This is a genomic window from Saccharopolyspora sp. 6M (assembly GCF_020176775.1).
GTDB classification, from domain to species: domain Bacteria; phylum Actinomycetota; class Actinomycetes; order Mycobacteriales; family Pseudonocardiaceae; genus Saccharopolyspora_C; species Saccharopolyspora_C gregorii.
This window is the reverse complement of the sequence record NZ_JAIUJZ010000081.1, coordinates 1-15,858: the sequence shown is the minus strand read 5'-3', so window position 1 is coordinate 15,858 and position 15,858 is coordinate 1. Positions and strand designations below refer to the sequence as shown.

Genomic DNA, 15,858 nt, shown 5'->3' with positions numbered 1-15,858 from the left:
GGGGGGGCGGGGGGGGGCCCCCCCGCCCGGCGGGGGGGGGGGGGCGGGGGGGGGGGGGGGTGGGGGGGGGGGGGGGCCCGGGGCCCCCCCCCCCGCCGGGGGGGGGCCCCCCCCGCCGAGCGGAGGTCAGGCGACCGCGAGGTCGATCTGGACGTTCCCGCGGATGGCGTTGGAATACGGGCACACCGAGTCGGCCTGCTCGGTGAGCTGCCGGGCCTGCTCCTGGTCGACGCCGGGGAGGCTGACCGACAGCGTGACCTCGAGCGCGTACCCGCCCGCGCCGTTGCTGCCGATGCCGACCTGGGCGGTCACCGAGGAGTCGGCGATGTTCGCCTTCGCCTTGCGGGCGACCAGCTGCAGCGCGCTGTGGAAGCAGGCTGCGTAACCGGCGGCGAACAGCTGCTCCGGGTTCGTGGAGTCGCCACCGGGTCCGCCCATCTCGCGCGGGACCGCCAGGTCGAGGTCGAGCACTCCGTCGGAGGAGCGGGTGCGGCCGCCGCGCCCTTCGCCGGTCGCGGTCGCTTCGGCGGTGTACAACGCTGCCATCTCAGTCTCCTTGTGTCGTGGTCCCGCGCAGGAGTTCGTCGGTGATGGGGACGCCGTCGGCGACGGCGGCCCTGGCCCGGTGCGCGGCCTGGTCCACGTTGGCGGTGAGCCGGTGCAGCGTGGAGCGCAGCGCCAGCACCTCCTCGAGTTCCATGCCGCTGGCGGCGAGCACCCGGTTCGGGATCTGCTCGGCGTGCTGCCGCAGCTCCCGCCCCCGCTCGGTCAGTCCGATCTCGACGGACCGCTCGTCGCGGGTGCTGCGCCGCCGGTCCACCAGTCCGCTCGCTTCGAGCCGTTTCAGCAGCGGCGACAGCGTCCCGGAGTCCAGCTTGAGCATCGCCCCGAGGTCCTTGACCGCCAGCGAGTCGTGTTCCCAGAGCACCAGCATCACCAGGTATTGCGGGTAGGTCAGTCCCAGCTCGTCGAGGAACGGCCGGTACAGGTTGGTGAAGGAGCGCGACGCGCTGTAGAGCGCGAAGCACACCTGCTGGTCCAGCGACAGCGCCGAGTCCGCGCTCATCCCCGCCTCCTGCACGTGGCCGACATTAGCCCTAATTCAAGTTGCGCGCAACTGAGTTGTGCGCATCCTAAATTCTGCAAGGGAACCTCCCCGTCATCCGGAACCACCACCGCGCGGCCCGCCGGAACACCACCGCCGCACTCCACCACACCGGCCACCACGGCTCCGGACGAGGCCGAGCGTGACAGGAAGGTTCCCCTCATCGCACCGGTGACAGGAAGGTTCCCCCGCTCGCATCGACCCACGCCGGTGGTCCACGCCTGCGACGTGACAGGAAGGTTCCCCTGCTCCCACCGCCCCGCGCGGTTTCGAGCGCCGGGCGGGCGAAGCGCTCTCAGCACTCGATGACGTTCACCGCGAGCCCCCCGCGAGCGGTCTCCTTGTACTTGACCTTCATGTCGCGCCCGGTCTCCCGCATCGTCTTGATCACCTTGTCGAGCGACACGAAGTGGCTGCCGTCGCCGCGCAGCGCCATCCGCGTCGCCGTGACGGCCTTGACCGCGGCGACGGCGTTGCGCTCGATGCACGGGATCTGCACCAGCCCGCCGATGGGGTCGCAGGTGAGGCCGAGGTTGTGCTCCATCGCGATCTCGGCGGCGTTCTCCACCTGCCACGGCGTCGCGCCCATCGCCTCGGCGAGCCCGGCGGCCGCCATCGAGCAGGCCGAACCGACTTCGCCCTGGCAGCCGACCTCGGCACCGGAGATCGACGCGTTCTCCTTGAACAGCACCCCGATGGCACCGGCGGCGAGCAGGAACCGGATGACGCCCTGCTCGTTCGCCCCCGGCACGAAGCGCACGTAGTAGTGCAGCACCGCGGGAACGATGCCGGCGGCACCGTTGGTGGGCGCGGTGACGACCCGTCCGCCTGCCGCGTTCTCCTCGTTGACCGCGAGCGCGAACAGGGTGAGCCATTCCATGGCGTCGTCCTGCTCGCCGAGGTTCGCCCGCAGCGCGGCGGCGCGCCGCTTCACCCGCAGCCCGCCGGGAAGTTCCCCGTCGTTGCGGCACCCGTTGTCGACGCACTCCTGCATCACGGACCAGATGTGCAGCAGCCGGGCGCGGACGTCCTCGGCGGAGCGCCAGGACAGCTCGTTGTCGAACATGACGTCGCTGATCCGGGAGCCGGATTCGGCGACCCGGGCGAGCAGTTCGTCGCCGGTGCGGAACGGGTGGCGCACCGGCGTCTCGTCCGGCTTGATCCGGTCGGTGCCGGCGGCCTCGTCGTCGACGACGAATCCGCCGCCGACGGAGTAGTACACCGCGGACCGCAGTTCCCCACCTGCGCCGAACGCCGCGAACCGCATCCCGTTGGGGTGCAGCGGCAGCGACCTGCGCCGGTGCATCACCAGGTCGCGGTCCACCGAGAACCGGATGTCGCGCTCCCCCGCCAGCAACAACCTGCCGTCGGCGCGGATCGTCTCCACCCGTTGTGCGACGGCGGCCGGGTCGACCGTCTCCGGGTCGTGCCCTTCCAGGCCGAGCAGCACCGCCTTGGGGCTGCCGTGGCCGTGCCCCGTCGCGCCGAGCGAACCGAACAGCTCGGCCTTCACCTTGTCGACCTGACCGAGCAGACCGTCGTCCTGCAGCCGCGCGGTGAACATCCGCGCCGCCCGCATCGGGCCGACGGTGTGCGAACTCGACGGGCCGATGCCCACCGAGAAGAGGTCGAAGACGCTGATCGTCACAGCTCCGCCCCCCTCAGCCCCGGCCTACTCACCACCGGTGAACTGGGCGTACTCCTGGGCCGTGAGCACAGCACCGGTCTGCTCGGCACGCACTTCGAGCAGCCAGCCCTCGCCGAACGGATCAGAGCCGATCACCGCGGGGTCGTCGGCGGCGGCCGCGTTGACGGCGACGACCTCGCCGGTCACGGGCGCGAACAGGTCGCTGACGGACTTGGTCGATTCCAGCTCACCGCAGGAGGCGCCGGATTCGATCCGCTCGCCCACCTCGGGCAGCTGCACGTAGACGATGTCGCCGAGCGCTTGGGCCGCGTACGGGGTGATGCCGATGCGCACCAGGTCGCCGCGGTCCTCGATCCACTCGTGCTCTTCGGTGTAGCGCAGCCGTTCGGGCAGGGACATGGAGGCTCCTCACCATCGCGGGCACGGGTGTGCCCTGGGTTCGCGGGCCTCCCCCTCTGTTTCGGGACCTGAGAGCTTCGCCGCGGTGGTTCGCGGCTTGCACCGTGGGTGCGGCGCCGGGGCGCGCGCTTTCCAGAGTGGCCTCGCCCGAGCGGTCATGGGTGCCTGAGAGTTTTGCGGGGAGGGTTTGCTCCTTCGGCGCCCTGCGTTGCGCAGGGTCTCTCCCGCTCGGGTTCTGCGGCGCTGTGCGGTTGTGGTCGTGCCCGGCAACGATAAACGGACGTGGGCGGGTGTCAACGCCCAGCCGCCCGGATCACAGCGAGGAAGGGAACCTTCCTGTCACCGGTGACAGGAAGGTTCCCTTCCTCGCGGCGGGGTGCGGGCGCCGGGCGGATGATGCTGGGGTCGGTGTTCGGTCGTGGGGTCGGGAGGCGGACCGGGTGAAGGTCGCAGTGCCGCGTGAGGTGAAGAACCACGAGTACCGGGTGGCGGGGGCCCCGGCAGGGGTGCACGAGCTGGCCGCGCGGGGGCACGCGGTGTTCGTGGAGGCCGGCGCCGGGCTCGGTTCGTCGATACCCGACGAGGACTACGCGGCGGCGGGCGCGACGATCGTGCCGTCCGCGGCGGACGCGTGGGCCGAGGGCGAGCTGGTGCTGAAGGTGAAGGAGCCGGTGGCCGAGGAGTTCCCGCGGCTGCGGGCGGGCCAGGTGCTGTTCACCTACCTGCACTTGGCGGCGTCGGCGGAGTTGACGGACGAGTTGCTGCGCGCCGAGGTGACGGCTCTCGCCTACGAGACGGTGCAGACGGCGCGCGGCGGGTTGCCGCTGCTGGCGCCGATGAGCGAGGTCGCGGGCAGGCTCGCCCCGCAGGTCGGCGCGCAGGCGCTGCTGACCCCGCAGGGTGGTCGCGGTGTGCTGCCGGGCGGCGTGCCCGGAGTACCGCCTGCGCGGGTGGTGGTGATCGGCGGCGGGGTGGCCGGGTTGAACGCGGCGCGGGTGGCGTCGGGCATGGGCGCCCAGGTGCAGGTGCTGGACACCGACGTGGACCGGCTGCGGGAGATCGACGCGGCGCATGGGGGCGCGATCCGCACGGTGACGTCGAACGCGTACGCGGTGGAGTCGGCGGTGCGGGCGGCGGACCTGGTGATCGGCGCGGTGCTGGTGCCGGGTGCGAAGACGCCGAAGCTGGTGTCGAACGAGCTGGTGGCGCGGTCAAAGCCGGGCAGCGTGCTGGTGGACGTGGCGATCGACCAGGGCGGGTGCTTCGAGGATTCGCGGCCGACGACGCACGAGGATCCGACGTTCCGGGTGCACGGTTCGGTGTTCTACTGCGTGGCGAACATGCCGGGCGCGGTGCCGAACACCTCGACGTACGCGTTGACGAACGTGACGTTGCCGTACGTGCTGCGGATCGCCGATCAGGGCTGGCGGGCGGCGTGCCGGGCGGATGCGGCGCTGGCCAGGGGCTTGAACGCGCACGGCGGGCTGCTGGTGAGCGAGGCGGTGGCGCTGGCGCACGGGCTGCCGAGCACGGCCCCGGACGCGGTGCTGGTCTGAGCGGATCCGCAACCGCGAGACCATCCGAGACCACTGCGCGGCGAGACCGGCGAGTTTCACTCGCGGAGGTGAGAAGACCCCGGAAGGGGTTAGAGGGCGGCCCGCTCAACCGGCCTGGGGGTCACCGGGAGCAGGCCGCCAGGTCCCAGTGTAGGACACGAACGCTTGATTTCCGACGTGCGCAGCGTGACGAACGCCCGGTTCCCCGCCACAACCGGAAGTCCACTCGACCGAGTGAGTTCGGTGCAGTCGGCCGGGTGAGCTGCCGATGGGAGTGCGCCAAGCCGCGGCGATCTGCGGCGGTGCTCGTCGCGGGCGCCACCGGGGCCCGCGTTCTCCGCCCCGATCAGCGCGCGCGATGACCGTACGACGCGGGGAGTGGCACGTGGACGACGCGAAGATGCGGGAGGCCGTCCTGGACCGGCTGGCCCGGCTGGAGCGGGTGGCCATCGAAGGCGGCACCGAGGAGCTGTTACCGGTCGCCAGGTCAGAGCTGCACCGCCTCACCAGCGGGCTCCGGGCCCTGCTGGAGGCCCACCACCCGGATGCCGACGGCCGCTGCCCCGCCTGCTCCGGCGCGGTGCGCAGCCGCAGCTGGCCGTGCGAGTCGTGGCTGATGGTGCACCGCGGCCTCATCGGCGACCGCACCGCGCCCGCCGCCCCGACCGGCCGCCACGGCCCGGCGGACGAGCCCGACCCGGACGCCGAGGGGCGGCAGCCCACCGGCCGCTGGCCGAGCAGCGCGCCGGTCCGCCACCACCGCTCCCCCCGCCCCGAGGACGGCCGGCCCACCGCAGCGCGCCGGCCCGGGCCGGAACGGCCCATCGCCTGGCCGCAGCACGGGACCGGTTGATTTCCGAACTCCTCCCTGTCGGCGCGGGCCGGTCAGGCAGGATGGGACCGGCCCCGCGCCCGAGCGTGATCGTCCGCGTCCCGCGCTCGCGAGCACCCGGCGGGGCCGAGCGACGATGGAGGAGCGTGTGCACGACGGCAGCGGCCGGATCCTGGTGCAGAACCTGAGCAAGAACTTCGGGCCGGTCAGCGCGGTCCGCGACCTCAGCTTCGCCGTTCACCCCGGTGTGGTGACCGGGTTCCTCGGCCCGAACGGATCCGGCAAGACGACGACGCTGCGCATGGTGCTGGGGCTGGTGAACCCGACGTCGGGAACCGCCACCGTCAACGGGGTGCCCTTCGCGCAGCTGCGCAACCCCGCCACCGTGGTCGGGGCGGTGCTGGAGGCGCAGAGCTTCCACCCGTCCCGCACGGCGCGCAACCACCTGCGCTGCTATTCGGCGGCGATGAACGTGCCCGACCAGCAGGTCGACCACGCCTTGGACCTCGTCGGGCTGACCGGCGCCGCGAACCGGGCCGCGGGCGGGTTCTCGCTGGGCATGCGGCAACGGCTGGCGCTGGCCACGGCGCTGCTCGGCGATCCGCAGGTGCTGATCTTGGACGAACCCGCCAACGGGCTCGACCCGGAGGGCATCGCGTGGCTGCGCGGCTTCCTGAAGTCGTTCGCCGCGTCCGGGCGCACCGTGCTCGTCTCCAGCCACCTGCTGCGCGAGATGGAGCACACCGTCGACCACGTGGTGATCGTGAGCCGCGGCGAGTGCGTCTACAACGGCGACCTGGACCAGCTGCGAGCGCAGCAGCGCAACCGGGTGCTCGTGCAGGCCGGTGATCCGCAGGCGCTGGTGAACGCGCTGCAGGCGGCCGGGCTGGCGGTCGAACCGCTGCCCGACGGGCGGATCGCCGTCACCGGCTCCGACTCCCGGTCGGTGGCCGAACTGGCCCTGCAGGCCGGGGTCGCCGTCTACGGGATCCAGGAGGAGCAGGTCGACCTCGAACGGCTGTTCTTCCAGCTCACCAGCGGCCAGTACGTCGGCAACCAGCACCCGCCCGGCGGTCCGCCACCCGGCACCGGTGGCTGGGCACCGCCCGGCGGCCCCAACCCGTACCAGCAGCACGGCGGATTCGGAGGTGGCGCCTGATGGACGGCCTGGTCAAGTCCGAGTTCCGGAAGCTCTTCACCACCAACCTGTGGTGGGCACTGCTCATCCCCGTGGCGCTGCTGAGCTTCGGCGCCAGCTGGATGGGCACCGGGTTCGGCTACATGTCCTCGATCGAGCAGGAGATCGGGCGGCCGCTGCCGCTGGGCCTGCTCACCATGTCGATGTCGACGAACTTCAGCACGATCTTCGCCGGCCTGGTGGGGGCGCTGGCGTTCGCCGGGGAGTACCGGAACAAGAGCATCACCACCACGTACCTCACCGGCAACCCGCGCGGGGCGGTGCTCGGGGCGAAGCTCATCGCCTACACCAACCTCGGCCTGGTGTACGGGCTGGTCAACGTGCTGTCGGGGGGGCTCGGCGCGATCGCGGGCGCCGGGCTCGACGGGTTCGGCGAAGGTCCGGACTGGCTCATCGTGTGCGCCGCCGGGCTCCTCGCGATGGTGTTGTGGACGCTGCTCGGCGTCGGGTTCGGCGCCCTCGTCGCCAACCCGGTGATCGTGATCATCGTGCTGCTGGTCTACAAGTTCGTGTTCGAGTTCATCGTCGACCTGTTCCTCGTCGGCTCCGACGCGTCCGGGGTGAGCGCCTACCTGCCGGGGGCCGCGGGCAGCGGGATCGTCGGCAACCTCGCCGTGCCGATCTTCATCAGCGCCACCGCCGGGCCCGACGAGCAGTACGTGCCGCAAGGGCTGTTCGAGGTGCTGCACTTCGTCTTCGGCGGGTCCTACGGGCATCCGTGGTGGCTGAGCATGCTGACCTTCGCCGGGTACGCGGCGCTGTTCGTCCTCGGCGGCTGGTACTTCAGCGGGCGGCGCGACATCACCTGAGGTGGCGCTGTTCGATCGGAGGGGATCTTCCTGCTCGAGTGGGGAGGTCCCCTCTTTCGTGCGGGGCGGTGGCAGGAAGGTTCCCTTCATCGCGCCTGTGATCGAAAGGTTCCCTTCCTCGCACCCGTGACAGGAAGGTTCCCTTCATCGCGCCTGTGATCGAAAGGTTCCCTTCCTCCCACCCGTGACAGGAAGGTTCCCTTCCTCACGTCGATGACCGGAAGGTTCCCTTCCTCGCTCAGGTGAGCGCCGGTGCGCCGCCGCCGCGCCCCCGGATCCCCGTCGTCCCCGGCACCTAACCTGGCCTGGTGAGCGACTCCGGCAGCGAATGTTCCCGTCCTGGTTGGATCCGCCGATTGTTCGCCGCCTGCCGGCGGCACCCGGTCGCGATGCTGCTGGCGTTGGGCGCGTCGGTGGCGGCGGTGGGCTTGGAGGCGCTGGTCCCGCTGATCACGAAGGCGGCGGTGGACGGCGCGGTGGCGGGCGGCACCGATCGGTTGTGGTGGTTCGCGGCGGCGTTGGCGGGGCTGGGGATGTTCCGGTTCGGGGCGGCGTTCGTGCGCCGCTATTCGGCGGGCCGGTTGGCGCTGGACGTGCAGCACGACCTGCGGCGCGCGGTGTTCGGCTCGGTGCAGCGCTTGGACGGCGGCAAGCAGGACGCGTTGCGCACGGGCCAGGTGGCGTCGCGGGCGATCAGCGATCTGCAGCTGGTGAATGCGCTGCTGTCGATGGTGCCGCTGGCGGCCGGGACCGTGGTGCTGATGGCGTTCGCGCTGGTGGCGATGGTGTGGTTGTCGCCGCTGCTGACGTCGGTGGTGCTGGTGGTGGTGCCGTTGATCGCGGCGGTGTCGGCGCGCAGCAAGAAGCGGTTGTTCCCGGCGACGTGGTCGGCGCAGCAGCGGGCGGCGGACATCGCCCAGCACGTCGAGGAGACGGTGTCCGGAGTCCGGGTGGTGAAGGGCTTCGGCCAGGAGGCCCGCGAGGTGGCCCGGTTGGAGTCGGGTGCGCGCCGGTTGTTCGCGGAGCGGCTGCGCACGGCGCGGATGACGTCGCTCCCGCAGGCGAGCTTGTCGGTGCTGCCCGCGGCGGGCCAGGTGGGGGTGTTGGGCCTCGGCGGTTGGATGGCGCTGCACGGCCAGGTGGGGCTGGGCACGTTCGTGGCGTTCGCGGCGTACGTGGCGATGTTGGGCGGCCCGGCTCGGATGATGGCGAGCGTGCTGGTGCAGGGCCAGTTGACGCGGGCGGGCATGGAGCGGATCACGGACCTGATCGATTCGCGGCCGGACGTGCGGGACCGGCCGGGTGCGGTGGCTCTGCCGGAGGTGCCGCTGCGGGTCCGGCTGGACGGGGTCGGTTTCGGCTACACCCGGGACCAGCAGGTGTTGCGGGACGTATCGCTACTGGTGGAGCCGGGCGAGACGGTGGCGCTGGTGGGTCCGGCGGGGTCGGGCAAGTCGACGGTGTCGTTGTTGCTGCCGCGGTTCTACGACGTGCAGCACGGTGCGGTGCGGATCGGCGCGGCGGACGGCGGGGCCGAGCACGACGTGCGGGACCTGCGGCTGGAGTCGCTGCGTTCGGCGGTGGGCGTGGTGTTCGAGGAGGCGTTCCTGTTCTCGGATTCGATCCGCGGGAACATCGCCTACGGGTGCCCGGACGCGACGGACGCGGAGGTGGAGGCGGCGGCGCGCGCGGCGGAGGCGCACGGTTTCATCGCGGCGCTGCCGGAGGGCTACGGGACGCTGGTCGGTGAGCGGGGCCTGACGTTGTCGGGTGGCCAGCGCCAGCGGGTGGCGTTGGCGCGGGCGCTGCTGTCGGATCCGCGGATCCTGGTGCTCGACGATGCGACGTCGGCGGTGGATCCGGCGACGGAGGCGGCGATCCACGACACTTTGCGGTCGGTGACGGCGCAGCGCACGACGTTGTTGATCGCGCACCGCCGGTCGACGTTGGCGTTGGCGGACCGGGTCGCGGTGCTGGACGCGGGCCGGGTCGTGGACGTGGGCACGCAGGAGGAGCTGCGGGAGCGGTGCGGGTTGTTCCGCTCGCTGCTGGCCGGCCCCGGGGAGGAGATCGACGCGGCGGGTGCGGCGGAGCCGGATCCGGTGCCGGCCGATGCGGCCCCGACCGCCGAGCTGTGGCCGGCGGCGGAGGAACCGGAGCGGACGCGCGCGGTGGCGGTGCCGGGCGGGGTGCGCGGCACTCGCGGCGGTTCGGGTGCGGCGACGCCGTTGACCCCGGAGCTGGCGGAGGGCCTGCGCGCGCTGCCGCCGGCGGTGGCGGCGCCGCGGCTGTCCGGGGTGGACGCGACGGCGCCCGATCCGGGGTTCCGGTTGGCGCGGTTGTTGCGGCCGATCCGGTGGGGCTTGGCGTTGACGGTGCTGCTGGTGGCGGCGGACGCGCTGGGGTCGGTCGCGTTGCCGTCACTGGTGCGCCACGGCGTGGACGGCGGGGTGGACGCGCGGGATCCGGGGACGTTGTGGCTGGTGACGGCGGTCGGCGCGGTGATCGTGCTGGTGAGCTGGCTGGTGATCAAGGTGCAGACGGTGGTGACGGCCCGCACCGGCGAGACGTTGCTGTACCTGCTGCGGGTGCGCAGCTACGCGCACCTGCAGCGGCTCGGGCTGGACTACTACGAGCGGGAACTCGCGGGCCGGATCATGACGCGGATGACGACGGACGTGGACGCGTTGTCGTCGTTCCTGCAGACGGGCTTGGCCACGGCGGTGGTGAGCGCGTTCACGATCGTGGGGATCGCGGTGGCGCTGCTGGTGACGGACCTGTCGCTGGCGCTGGTGGCGCTGGCGGTGCTGCCGCCGCTGGTGGTGGCGACGGTGATCTTCCGGCGGGTGTCGTCGACGGCGTACGCGGAGGCGCGGGAGCGGGTCAGCACGGTCAACGCGGACCTGCAGGAGAACGTGTCGGGGCTGCGGGTGGCGCAGGCGCACCGCCGCGAGCGCTATTCGGCGAAGGTGTTCGCGCAGCGCAGCGACGCGTACCGGCGGTCGCGGCTGCGGGCGCAGCGCTACATCGCGACGTACTTCCCGTTCACGGCGCTGCTGTCGGAGCTGGCGCAGGCGGCGGTGCTGGGCGTGGGCGCGACGCGGGTCGCCTCGGGTGAGCTGACCGCGGGGGTGCTGGTGGCGTTCCTGCTGTACCTGGGGATGTTCTTCTCGCCGGTGCAGCAGTTGTCGGGCGTGTTCGACGGCTACCAGCAGGCGCGGGTGGGGTTGCGCCGCATCGGAGATCTGCTGCGGACCCCGACGTCGGTGCCGCAGGACGCGGCGCCGGTGGCGGTGCCGGACCGGCTGGCGGGCGCGGTGGAGCTGCGGTCGGTGTCGTTCCGCTACCCGGGTGCGGAGCGGGACGCGTTGCGGGAGGTGTCGCTGCGGGTGGAGCCGGGGACGACGGTGGCGCTGGTGGGCCCGACGGGTGCGGGGAAGTCGACGCTGGTGAAGCTGCTGGCCCGGTTCTACGACGTGACGGACGGCGAGCTGCTGGTGGACGGGGTGGACGTGCGCCGCTACGAGCTGTCCGGGTTCCACCACCGGCTGGCGGTGGTCCCGCAGGAGGGCTACCTGTTCGCGGGGGACGTGGCCGCGAACATCGCCTACGGGCGGCCGTCGGCGTCGGACGCGGAGGTGGAGGCGGCGGCGCGGGACGTGGGTGCGCTGCCGGGGATCGCGATGTTGCGGCGCGGGTTCCGCCAGCAGGTCGGCGAGCGCGGCCGGGAGTTGTCGGCGGGCCAGCGGCAGCTGGTGGCGCTGGCGCGGGCGGAGCTGGTGCGGCCGGACCTGCTGCTGCTGGACGAGGCGACGGCCGCGCTGGATCCGGCGACGGAGTCGCTGGTGGTGTCGGCCAGCGATCGGCTGGCGGCGCGGCGCACGACGTTCGTGGTGGCGCACCGGCTGGGCACGGCGGCGCGGGCGGACCGGATCGTGGTGGTCGACGGCGGCCGCGTGGTGGAGGACGGTGCGCACGCGGAGCTGCTGGCGCGGGACGGCCACTACGCGCGGCTGTGGCGGGCCGGTGATCATGCGCCGGGGCCGGGCGGGCCCGATCACGAGCCGGTGCGGCCCGGTGACTCGGCGCAGGACCCGCTTCGCACCTCCCCCTGACGTGCTCACCGCACGGGTGGGCCCGGGCACGCCGCGTTACCTGTTCTCGCCGGTCGGACCGGGTCGTCCCGAACGGCGGGAACAGCGGTCGTGACCGAAACGTTGTGCCGTCCGCAGGCGACAGACGGGGCGGAAGCCGACCGGAGCACGGGCGGCGAGTCGGCGCATAGTACGGATGCCAGTGATCGAGGACCACGCCCGAACGGGTCATGTTTGCCTGGTGAGGGACTTTCCTGATCGATCCTGTGACCGAACTCTTCTCCACCAGGCCCGCACTGTGTGCCAACCGCACTAAACGGACCGCTAGCCTGGTACTTGAGTGTGTGTACATCACGAGCAGATGGATCGAGGCGAACGCCAGCCGTGTCCAGCAGCAGCCCTGCGTCACAGTTCGGCCCCAACGAGTGGTTGATCGAGGAGATGTACGAGCAGTACCTCCAAGATCCCGCTTCGGTGGACTCCGCGTGGCACGAGTTCTTCGCCGACTACAAGCCGGGGCAGGCGACCTCGGTCTCGGTAGCCGCTGACAACTCCACCGCCGCGGCAGGAGCCGGGTCGACCGCGACGACGACAACGGTGTCGGGAACGACTACTGCGACGGCCACGCGCAGCGAGGGCAACGGGCAGGCTCGCCCGGCCGCCGCGGCGCAGGCCCCCGCGCCGAAGCCGGCCAAGGCGTCCGAGCCGAAGCCGTCCCCGCAGCAGGCCGCGAAGGCGGCTCCGGTGAAGAGCTCCGGTGCGGGTGAGGAGACGAAGCCGCTGCGCGGTGCGGCCGCGGCGATCGCCAAGAACATGGAGCAGTCGCTGGAGGTGCCGACCGCGACGAGCGTGCGGGCGGTCCCGGCGAAGCTGCTGTTCGACAACCGCATCGTGATCAACAACCACCTGAAGCGGAACAAGGGCGGCAAGGTCTCGTTCACGCACCTCATCGGCTACGCGCTGGTGCGGGCGATGCGGGACTACCCGAACATGAACCGCCACTACGGGGAGGACGCCAAGGGCAAGCCCGCGGCGGTCACCCCGGAGCACGTGAACCTCGGTCTCGCGATCGACCTGCCCGCCAAGGACGGCTCGCGCAACCTCGTCGTTGCCTCCATCAAGGGCTGCGAGGAGATGACCTTCCAGCAGTTCTGGCAGGCCTACGAGGACATCATCCGCAAGGCCCGCACCGGTGGGCTGACCGCGGACGACTTCGCGGGCACCACGTTCTCGCTGACGAACCCGGGCCCGTCGGGCACGAACCACTCGGTGCCGCGGCTGACCAAGGGCCAGTCGGCGATCATCGGCGTCGGGGCGATGGACTACCCGGCCGAGTTCCAGGGCGCGTCGGAGAAGTCCCTGGTCGACATGGGCATCAGCAAGATCGTGACGCTGACCTCGACCTACGACCACCGGGTCATCCAGGGCGCCGAGTCCGGTGACTTCCTGCGCAAGGTGCACCAGCTGCTGCTGGGCGAGGACAAGTTCTTCGACGACATCTTCTCGTCGCTGCGCATCCCGTACGAGCCGATCCGCTGGACCCAGGACATCCCGGAGGGCGCGGTCGACAAGACCGCCCGGGTGCTGGAGCTGATCGACGCCTACCGCACCCGCGGCCACCTGATGGCCGACATCGACCCGCTGAACTACCGGCAGCGCAGGCACGAGGACCTCGACGTCCTCTCGCACAGCCTGACGCTGTGGGACCTGGACCGGAAGTTCGCGGTCGGCGGGTTCGCCGGCAAGGAGCGGATGTCGCTGCGCGACGTGCTGGGCGTGCTGCGCGACTCGTACTGCCGCACCGTCGGCGTCGAGTACATGCACATCCTGGAGCCGGACGAGCGCGAGTGGCTGCAGAACCGGGTCGAGAAGCCGCACGAGAAGCCGGAGCAGTCCGAGCAGAAGTACATCCTCTCGAAGCTCAACGCCGCCGAGGCGTTCGAGACGTTCCTGCAGACCAAGTACGTCGGGCAGAAGCGGTTCTCGCTGGAGGGCGCCGAGACCGTGGTGCCGCTGCTGGACGCGGTGCTGGACTCCTCGGCCGCCGCCGACCTCGACGAGGTCGTCATCGGCATGCCGCACCGCGGCCGGTTGAACGTGCTGGCGAACATCGTCGGCAAGCCGATCTCGCAGATCTTCCGCGAGTTCGAGGGCAACCTGGACCCGGGCCAGGCGCACGGTTCCGGTGACGTCAAGTACCACCTGGGCGCGGAGGGCAAGTACTTCCGCATGTTCGGCGACGGCGAGACGAAGGTGTCGCTGACCTCGAACCCCTCGCACCTGGAGGCCGTGGACCCGGTGCTGGAGGGCATCGTCCGCGCCAAGCAGGACATCCTGGACAAGGGCCAGGAAGGCTTCACGGTGCTGCCGGTGCTGCTGCACGGCGACGCCGCGTTCGCCGGTCAGGGCGTGGTCGCCGAGACGCTGAACCTGTCGCTGCTGCGCGGCTACCGCACCGGCGGCACCGTGCACGTGATCGTGAACAACCAGGTCGGCTACACCACCGCCCCGGAGCACTCGCGGTCCAGCAAGTACTCCACCGACGTGGCGAAGATGATCGGTTCGCCGGTGTTCCACGTCAACGGCGACGACCCCGAGGCGTGCGTCTGGGTCGCGAAGCTGGCCGTGGAGTACCGCCAGGCGTTCGGCAAGGACGTCGTGATCGACATGGTGTGCTATCGCCGCCGCGGGCACAACGAGGGCGACGACCCGTCGATGACGCAGCCGTCGATGTACGACGCGATCGACAAGATGCGCAGCGTCCGCAAGACCTACACCGAGTCCCTCATCGGCCGCGGCGACATCACCGTCGAAGAAGCCGAGAAGGCGCTCAAGGACTACGCCTCCCAGCTGGAGCACGTGTTCAACGAGGTCCGCGAGCTGGAGAAGCACCCGCCGGAGCCCAGCCCCTCGGTGGAGTCCGAGCAGCAGGTGCCGACGAAGCTGGTCACCGCGATCTCCCCGGCCACGCTGGAGCGGATCGCCGACGCGCACGTCGACCTGCCCGAGGGCTTCACCCCGCACTCGCGGGTCAAGCCGGTGCTGGAGCGGCGCGCGAAGATGGCCCGCGAAGGCGAGATCGACTGGGGCTTCGGCGAGCTGCTCGCGTTCGGGTCGCTGGCGATGGAGGGCCGCTCGGTGCGGCTCACCGGCCAGGACTCGCGGCGCGGCACCTTCGGCCAGCGGCACTCGGTGCTCATCGACCGGAAGAACGGCACCGAGTACACGCCGCTGCAGAACCTCGGCGAGGACCAGGCGAAGTTCCTCGTCTACGACTCGGCGCTGTCCGAGTTCGCGGCGATGGGCTTCGAGTACGGCTACTCCGTGGCCAACCCGGACGCGCTGGTGCTGTGGGAGGCGCAGTTCGGCGACTTCTTCAACGGCGCCCAGTCGATCATCGACGAGTTCATCTCGTCCGGTGAGGCGAAGTGGGGGCAGCGCTCCGACGTGGTACTGCTGCTGCCGCACGGCCACGAGGGCCAGGGCCCCGACCACAGCTCGGCCCGCATCGAGCGCTGGCTGCAGCTGTGCGCCGAGGGGTCGATGACGGTGGCGCTGCCGTCGACGCCGGCGAACTACTTCCACCTGCTGCGCAGGCACTCGCTGGACGGCATCCACCGTCCGCTGGTGGTGTTCACGCCGAAGTCGATGCTGCGGATGAAGGCCGCGACGAGCTCCGTCGCCGACTTCACCGAGGGCAAGTTCACCTCGGTGATCGACGACCCGGCGCAGCCGGACCCGTCGGCGGTGCGTCGGATCGTGTTCTGCTCCGGCAAGCTCTACTACGACCTCGCCGCCGAGAAGGAGAAGCAGGGCCACACCGACACCGCCGTGGTGCGGCTCGAGCAGCTGTACCCGCTGCCGCACCGCAAGCTCGGCGCGCTGCTGGAGCGCTACCCGAACGCCACCGACATCCGGTGGGCGCAGGAAGAACCGGCGAACCAGGGCCCGTGGCCGTTCCTCGGCCTCGCGCTGCCGGAGCTGTTCCCCGAGCGGATGCGCGGGCTCAAGCGCGTGTCGCGGCGTCCGATGGCCGCCCCGGCCACCGGTCTCAAGGCCGTGCACGACGTGGAGCAGGCCGAAGTGGTGCAGAACGCCTTCGCCTGATCCTTGCGCACGATCGCGGGGGGGGGGGGGGGGGGGGGGCGCGGCGCCGGGGGGGGGGGGGGCGCCCCCCGGGGGGGGGGGGGGGGGGGCGACGGAGGGACTGGGGGGAG

10 protein-coding genes and 1 riboswitch are annotated in these 15,858 nt (G+C 71.6%); of the genes, 6 read left to right on the top strand and 4 right to left on the bottom strand.

The features are described 5' to 3' along the window. Positions 1 to 126: 126 nt before the first annotated feature. The 4 genes from LCD31_RS12850 to gcvH all read right to left on the bottom strand — a co-directional run bounded on the left by LCD31_RS12850 (position 127) and on the right by gcvH (position 3,152). Entirely contained in the window at positions 127 to 546 is a 420-nt protein-coding gene (locus LCD31_RS12850) for an organic hydroperoxide resistance protein (RefSeq protein WP_224958292.1), read from the bottom strand. A gap of 1 nt (position 547) precedes the next feature. Continuing rightward, complete coding sequence (locus LCD31_RS12845; RefSeq protein ID WP_224958291.1) at positions 548 to 1,066, bottom strand: MarR family winged helix-turn-helix transcriptional regulator; 519 nt, start codon at positions 1,064 to 1,066, stop codon at positions 548 to 550. Between the two features lie 334 nt (positions 1,067 to 1,400). Beyond that, positions 1,401 to 2,753 (bottom strand): L-serine ammonia-lyase, encoded by a 1,353-nt coding sequence (locus LCD31_RS12840; RefSeq protein ID WP_224958290.1) that lies wholly within the window; start codon positions 2,751 to 2,753, stop codon positions 1,401 to 1,403. A gap of 24 nt (positions 2,754 to 2,777) precedes the next feature. Next, positions 2,778 to 3,152 (bottom strand): glycine cleavage system protein GcvH, encoded by a 375-nt coding sequence (gene gcvH / locus LCD31_RS12835; RefSeq protein ID WP_224958289.1) that lies wholly within the window; start codon positions 3,150 to 3,152, stop codon positions 2,778 to 2,780. A gap of 142 nt (positions 3,153 to 3,294) precedes the next feature. Continuing rightward, positions 3,295 to 3,389: riboswitch (glycine riboswitch) on the bottom strand. 203 nt (positions 3,390 to 3,592) lie between these two features. Here gcvH and ald point away from each other — a divergent pair. The 6 genes from ald (at position 3,593) to LCD31_RS12805 (ending at position 15,748) form a co-directional block, all read left to right on the top strand. Continuing rightward, positions 3,593 to 4,708 (top strand): alanine dehydrogenase, encoded by a 1,116-nt coding sequence (ald, locus tag LCD31_RS12830; protein ID WP_224958288.1) that lies wholly within the window; start codon positions 3,593 to 3,595, stop codon positions 4,706 to 4,708. Positions 4,709 to 5,066: 358 nt separating this feature from the next. Continuing rightward, positions 5,067 to 5,561: a hypothetical protein gene (locus LCD31_RS12825; RefSeq protein WP_224958287.1), complete on the top strand. Its 495-nt coding sequence runs from the start codon at positions 5,067 to 5,069 to the stop codon at positions 5,559 to 5,561. 115 nt (positions 5,562 to 5,676) lie between these two features. Continuing rightward, the gene (locus LCD31_RS12820) at positions 5,677 to 6,699 is read left to right on the top strand and encodes an ABC transporter ATP-binding protein (protein ID WP_224958286.1); all 1,023 of its coding nucleotides are present in this window, start codon (positions 5,677 to 5,679) and stop codon (positions 6,697 to 6,699) included. Next, on the top strand, positions 6,699 to 7,547 hold the full coding sequence (locus tag LCD31_RS12815) for an ABC transporter permease (protein ID WP_224958284.1): 849 nt from the start codon (positions 6,699 to 6,701) through the stop codon (positions 7,545 to 7,547). Before LCD31_RS12820 ends, LCD31_RS12815 begins: the two co-directional genes overlap by 1 nt. A gap of 389 nt (positions 7,548 to 7,936) precedes the next feature. Beyond that, positions 7,937 to 11,662, top strand: a complete 3,726-nt coding sequence (locus LCD31_RS12810) for an ABC transporter ATP-binding protein (RefSeq protein WP_224958283.1) — start codon at positions 7,937 to 7,939, stop codon at positions 11,660 to 11,662. Between the two features lie 363 nt (positions 11,663 to 12,025). Then, positions 12,026 to 15,748 (top strand): multifunctional oxoglutarate decarboxylase/oxoglutarate dehydrogenase thiamine pyrophosphate-binding subunit/dihydrolipoyllysine-residue succinyltransferase subunit, encoded by a 3,723-nt coding sequence (locus LCD31_RS12805; RefSeq protein WP_224958282.1) that lies wholly within the window; start codon positions 12,026 to 12,028, stop codon positions 15,746 to 15,748. The last annotated feature ends 110 nt before the right edge of the window (positions 15,749 to 15,858 follow it).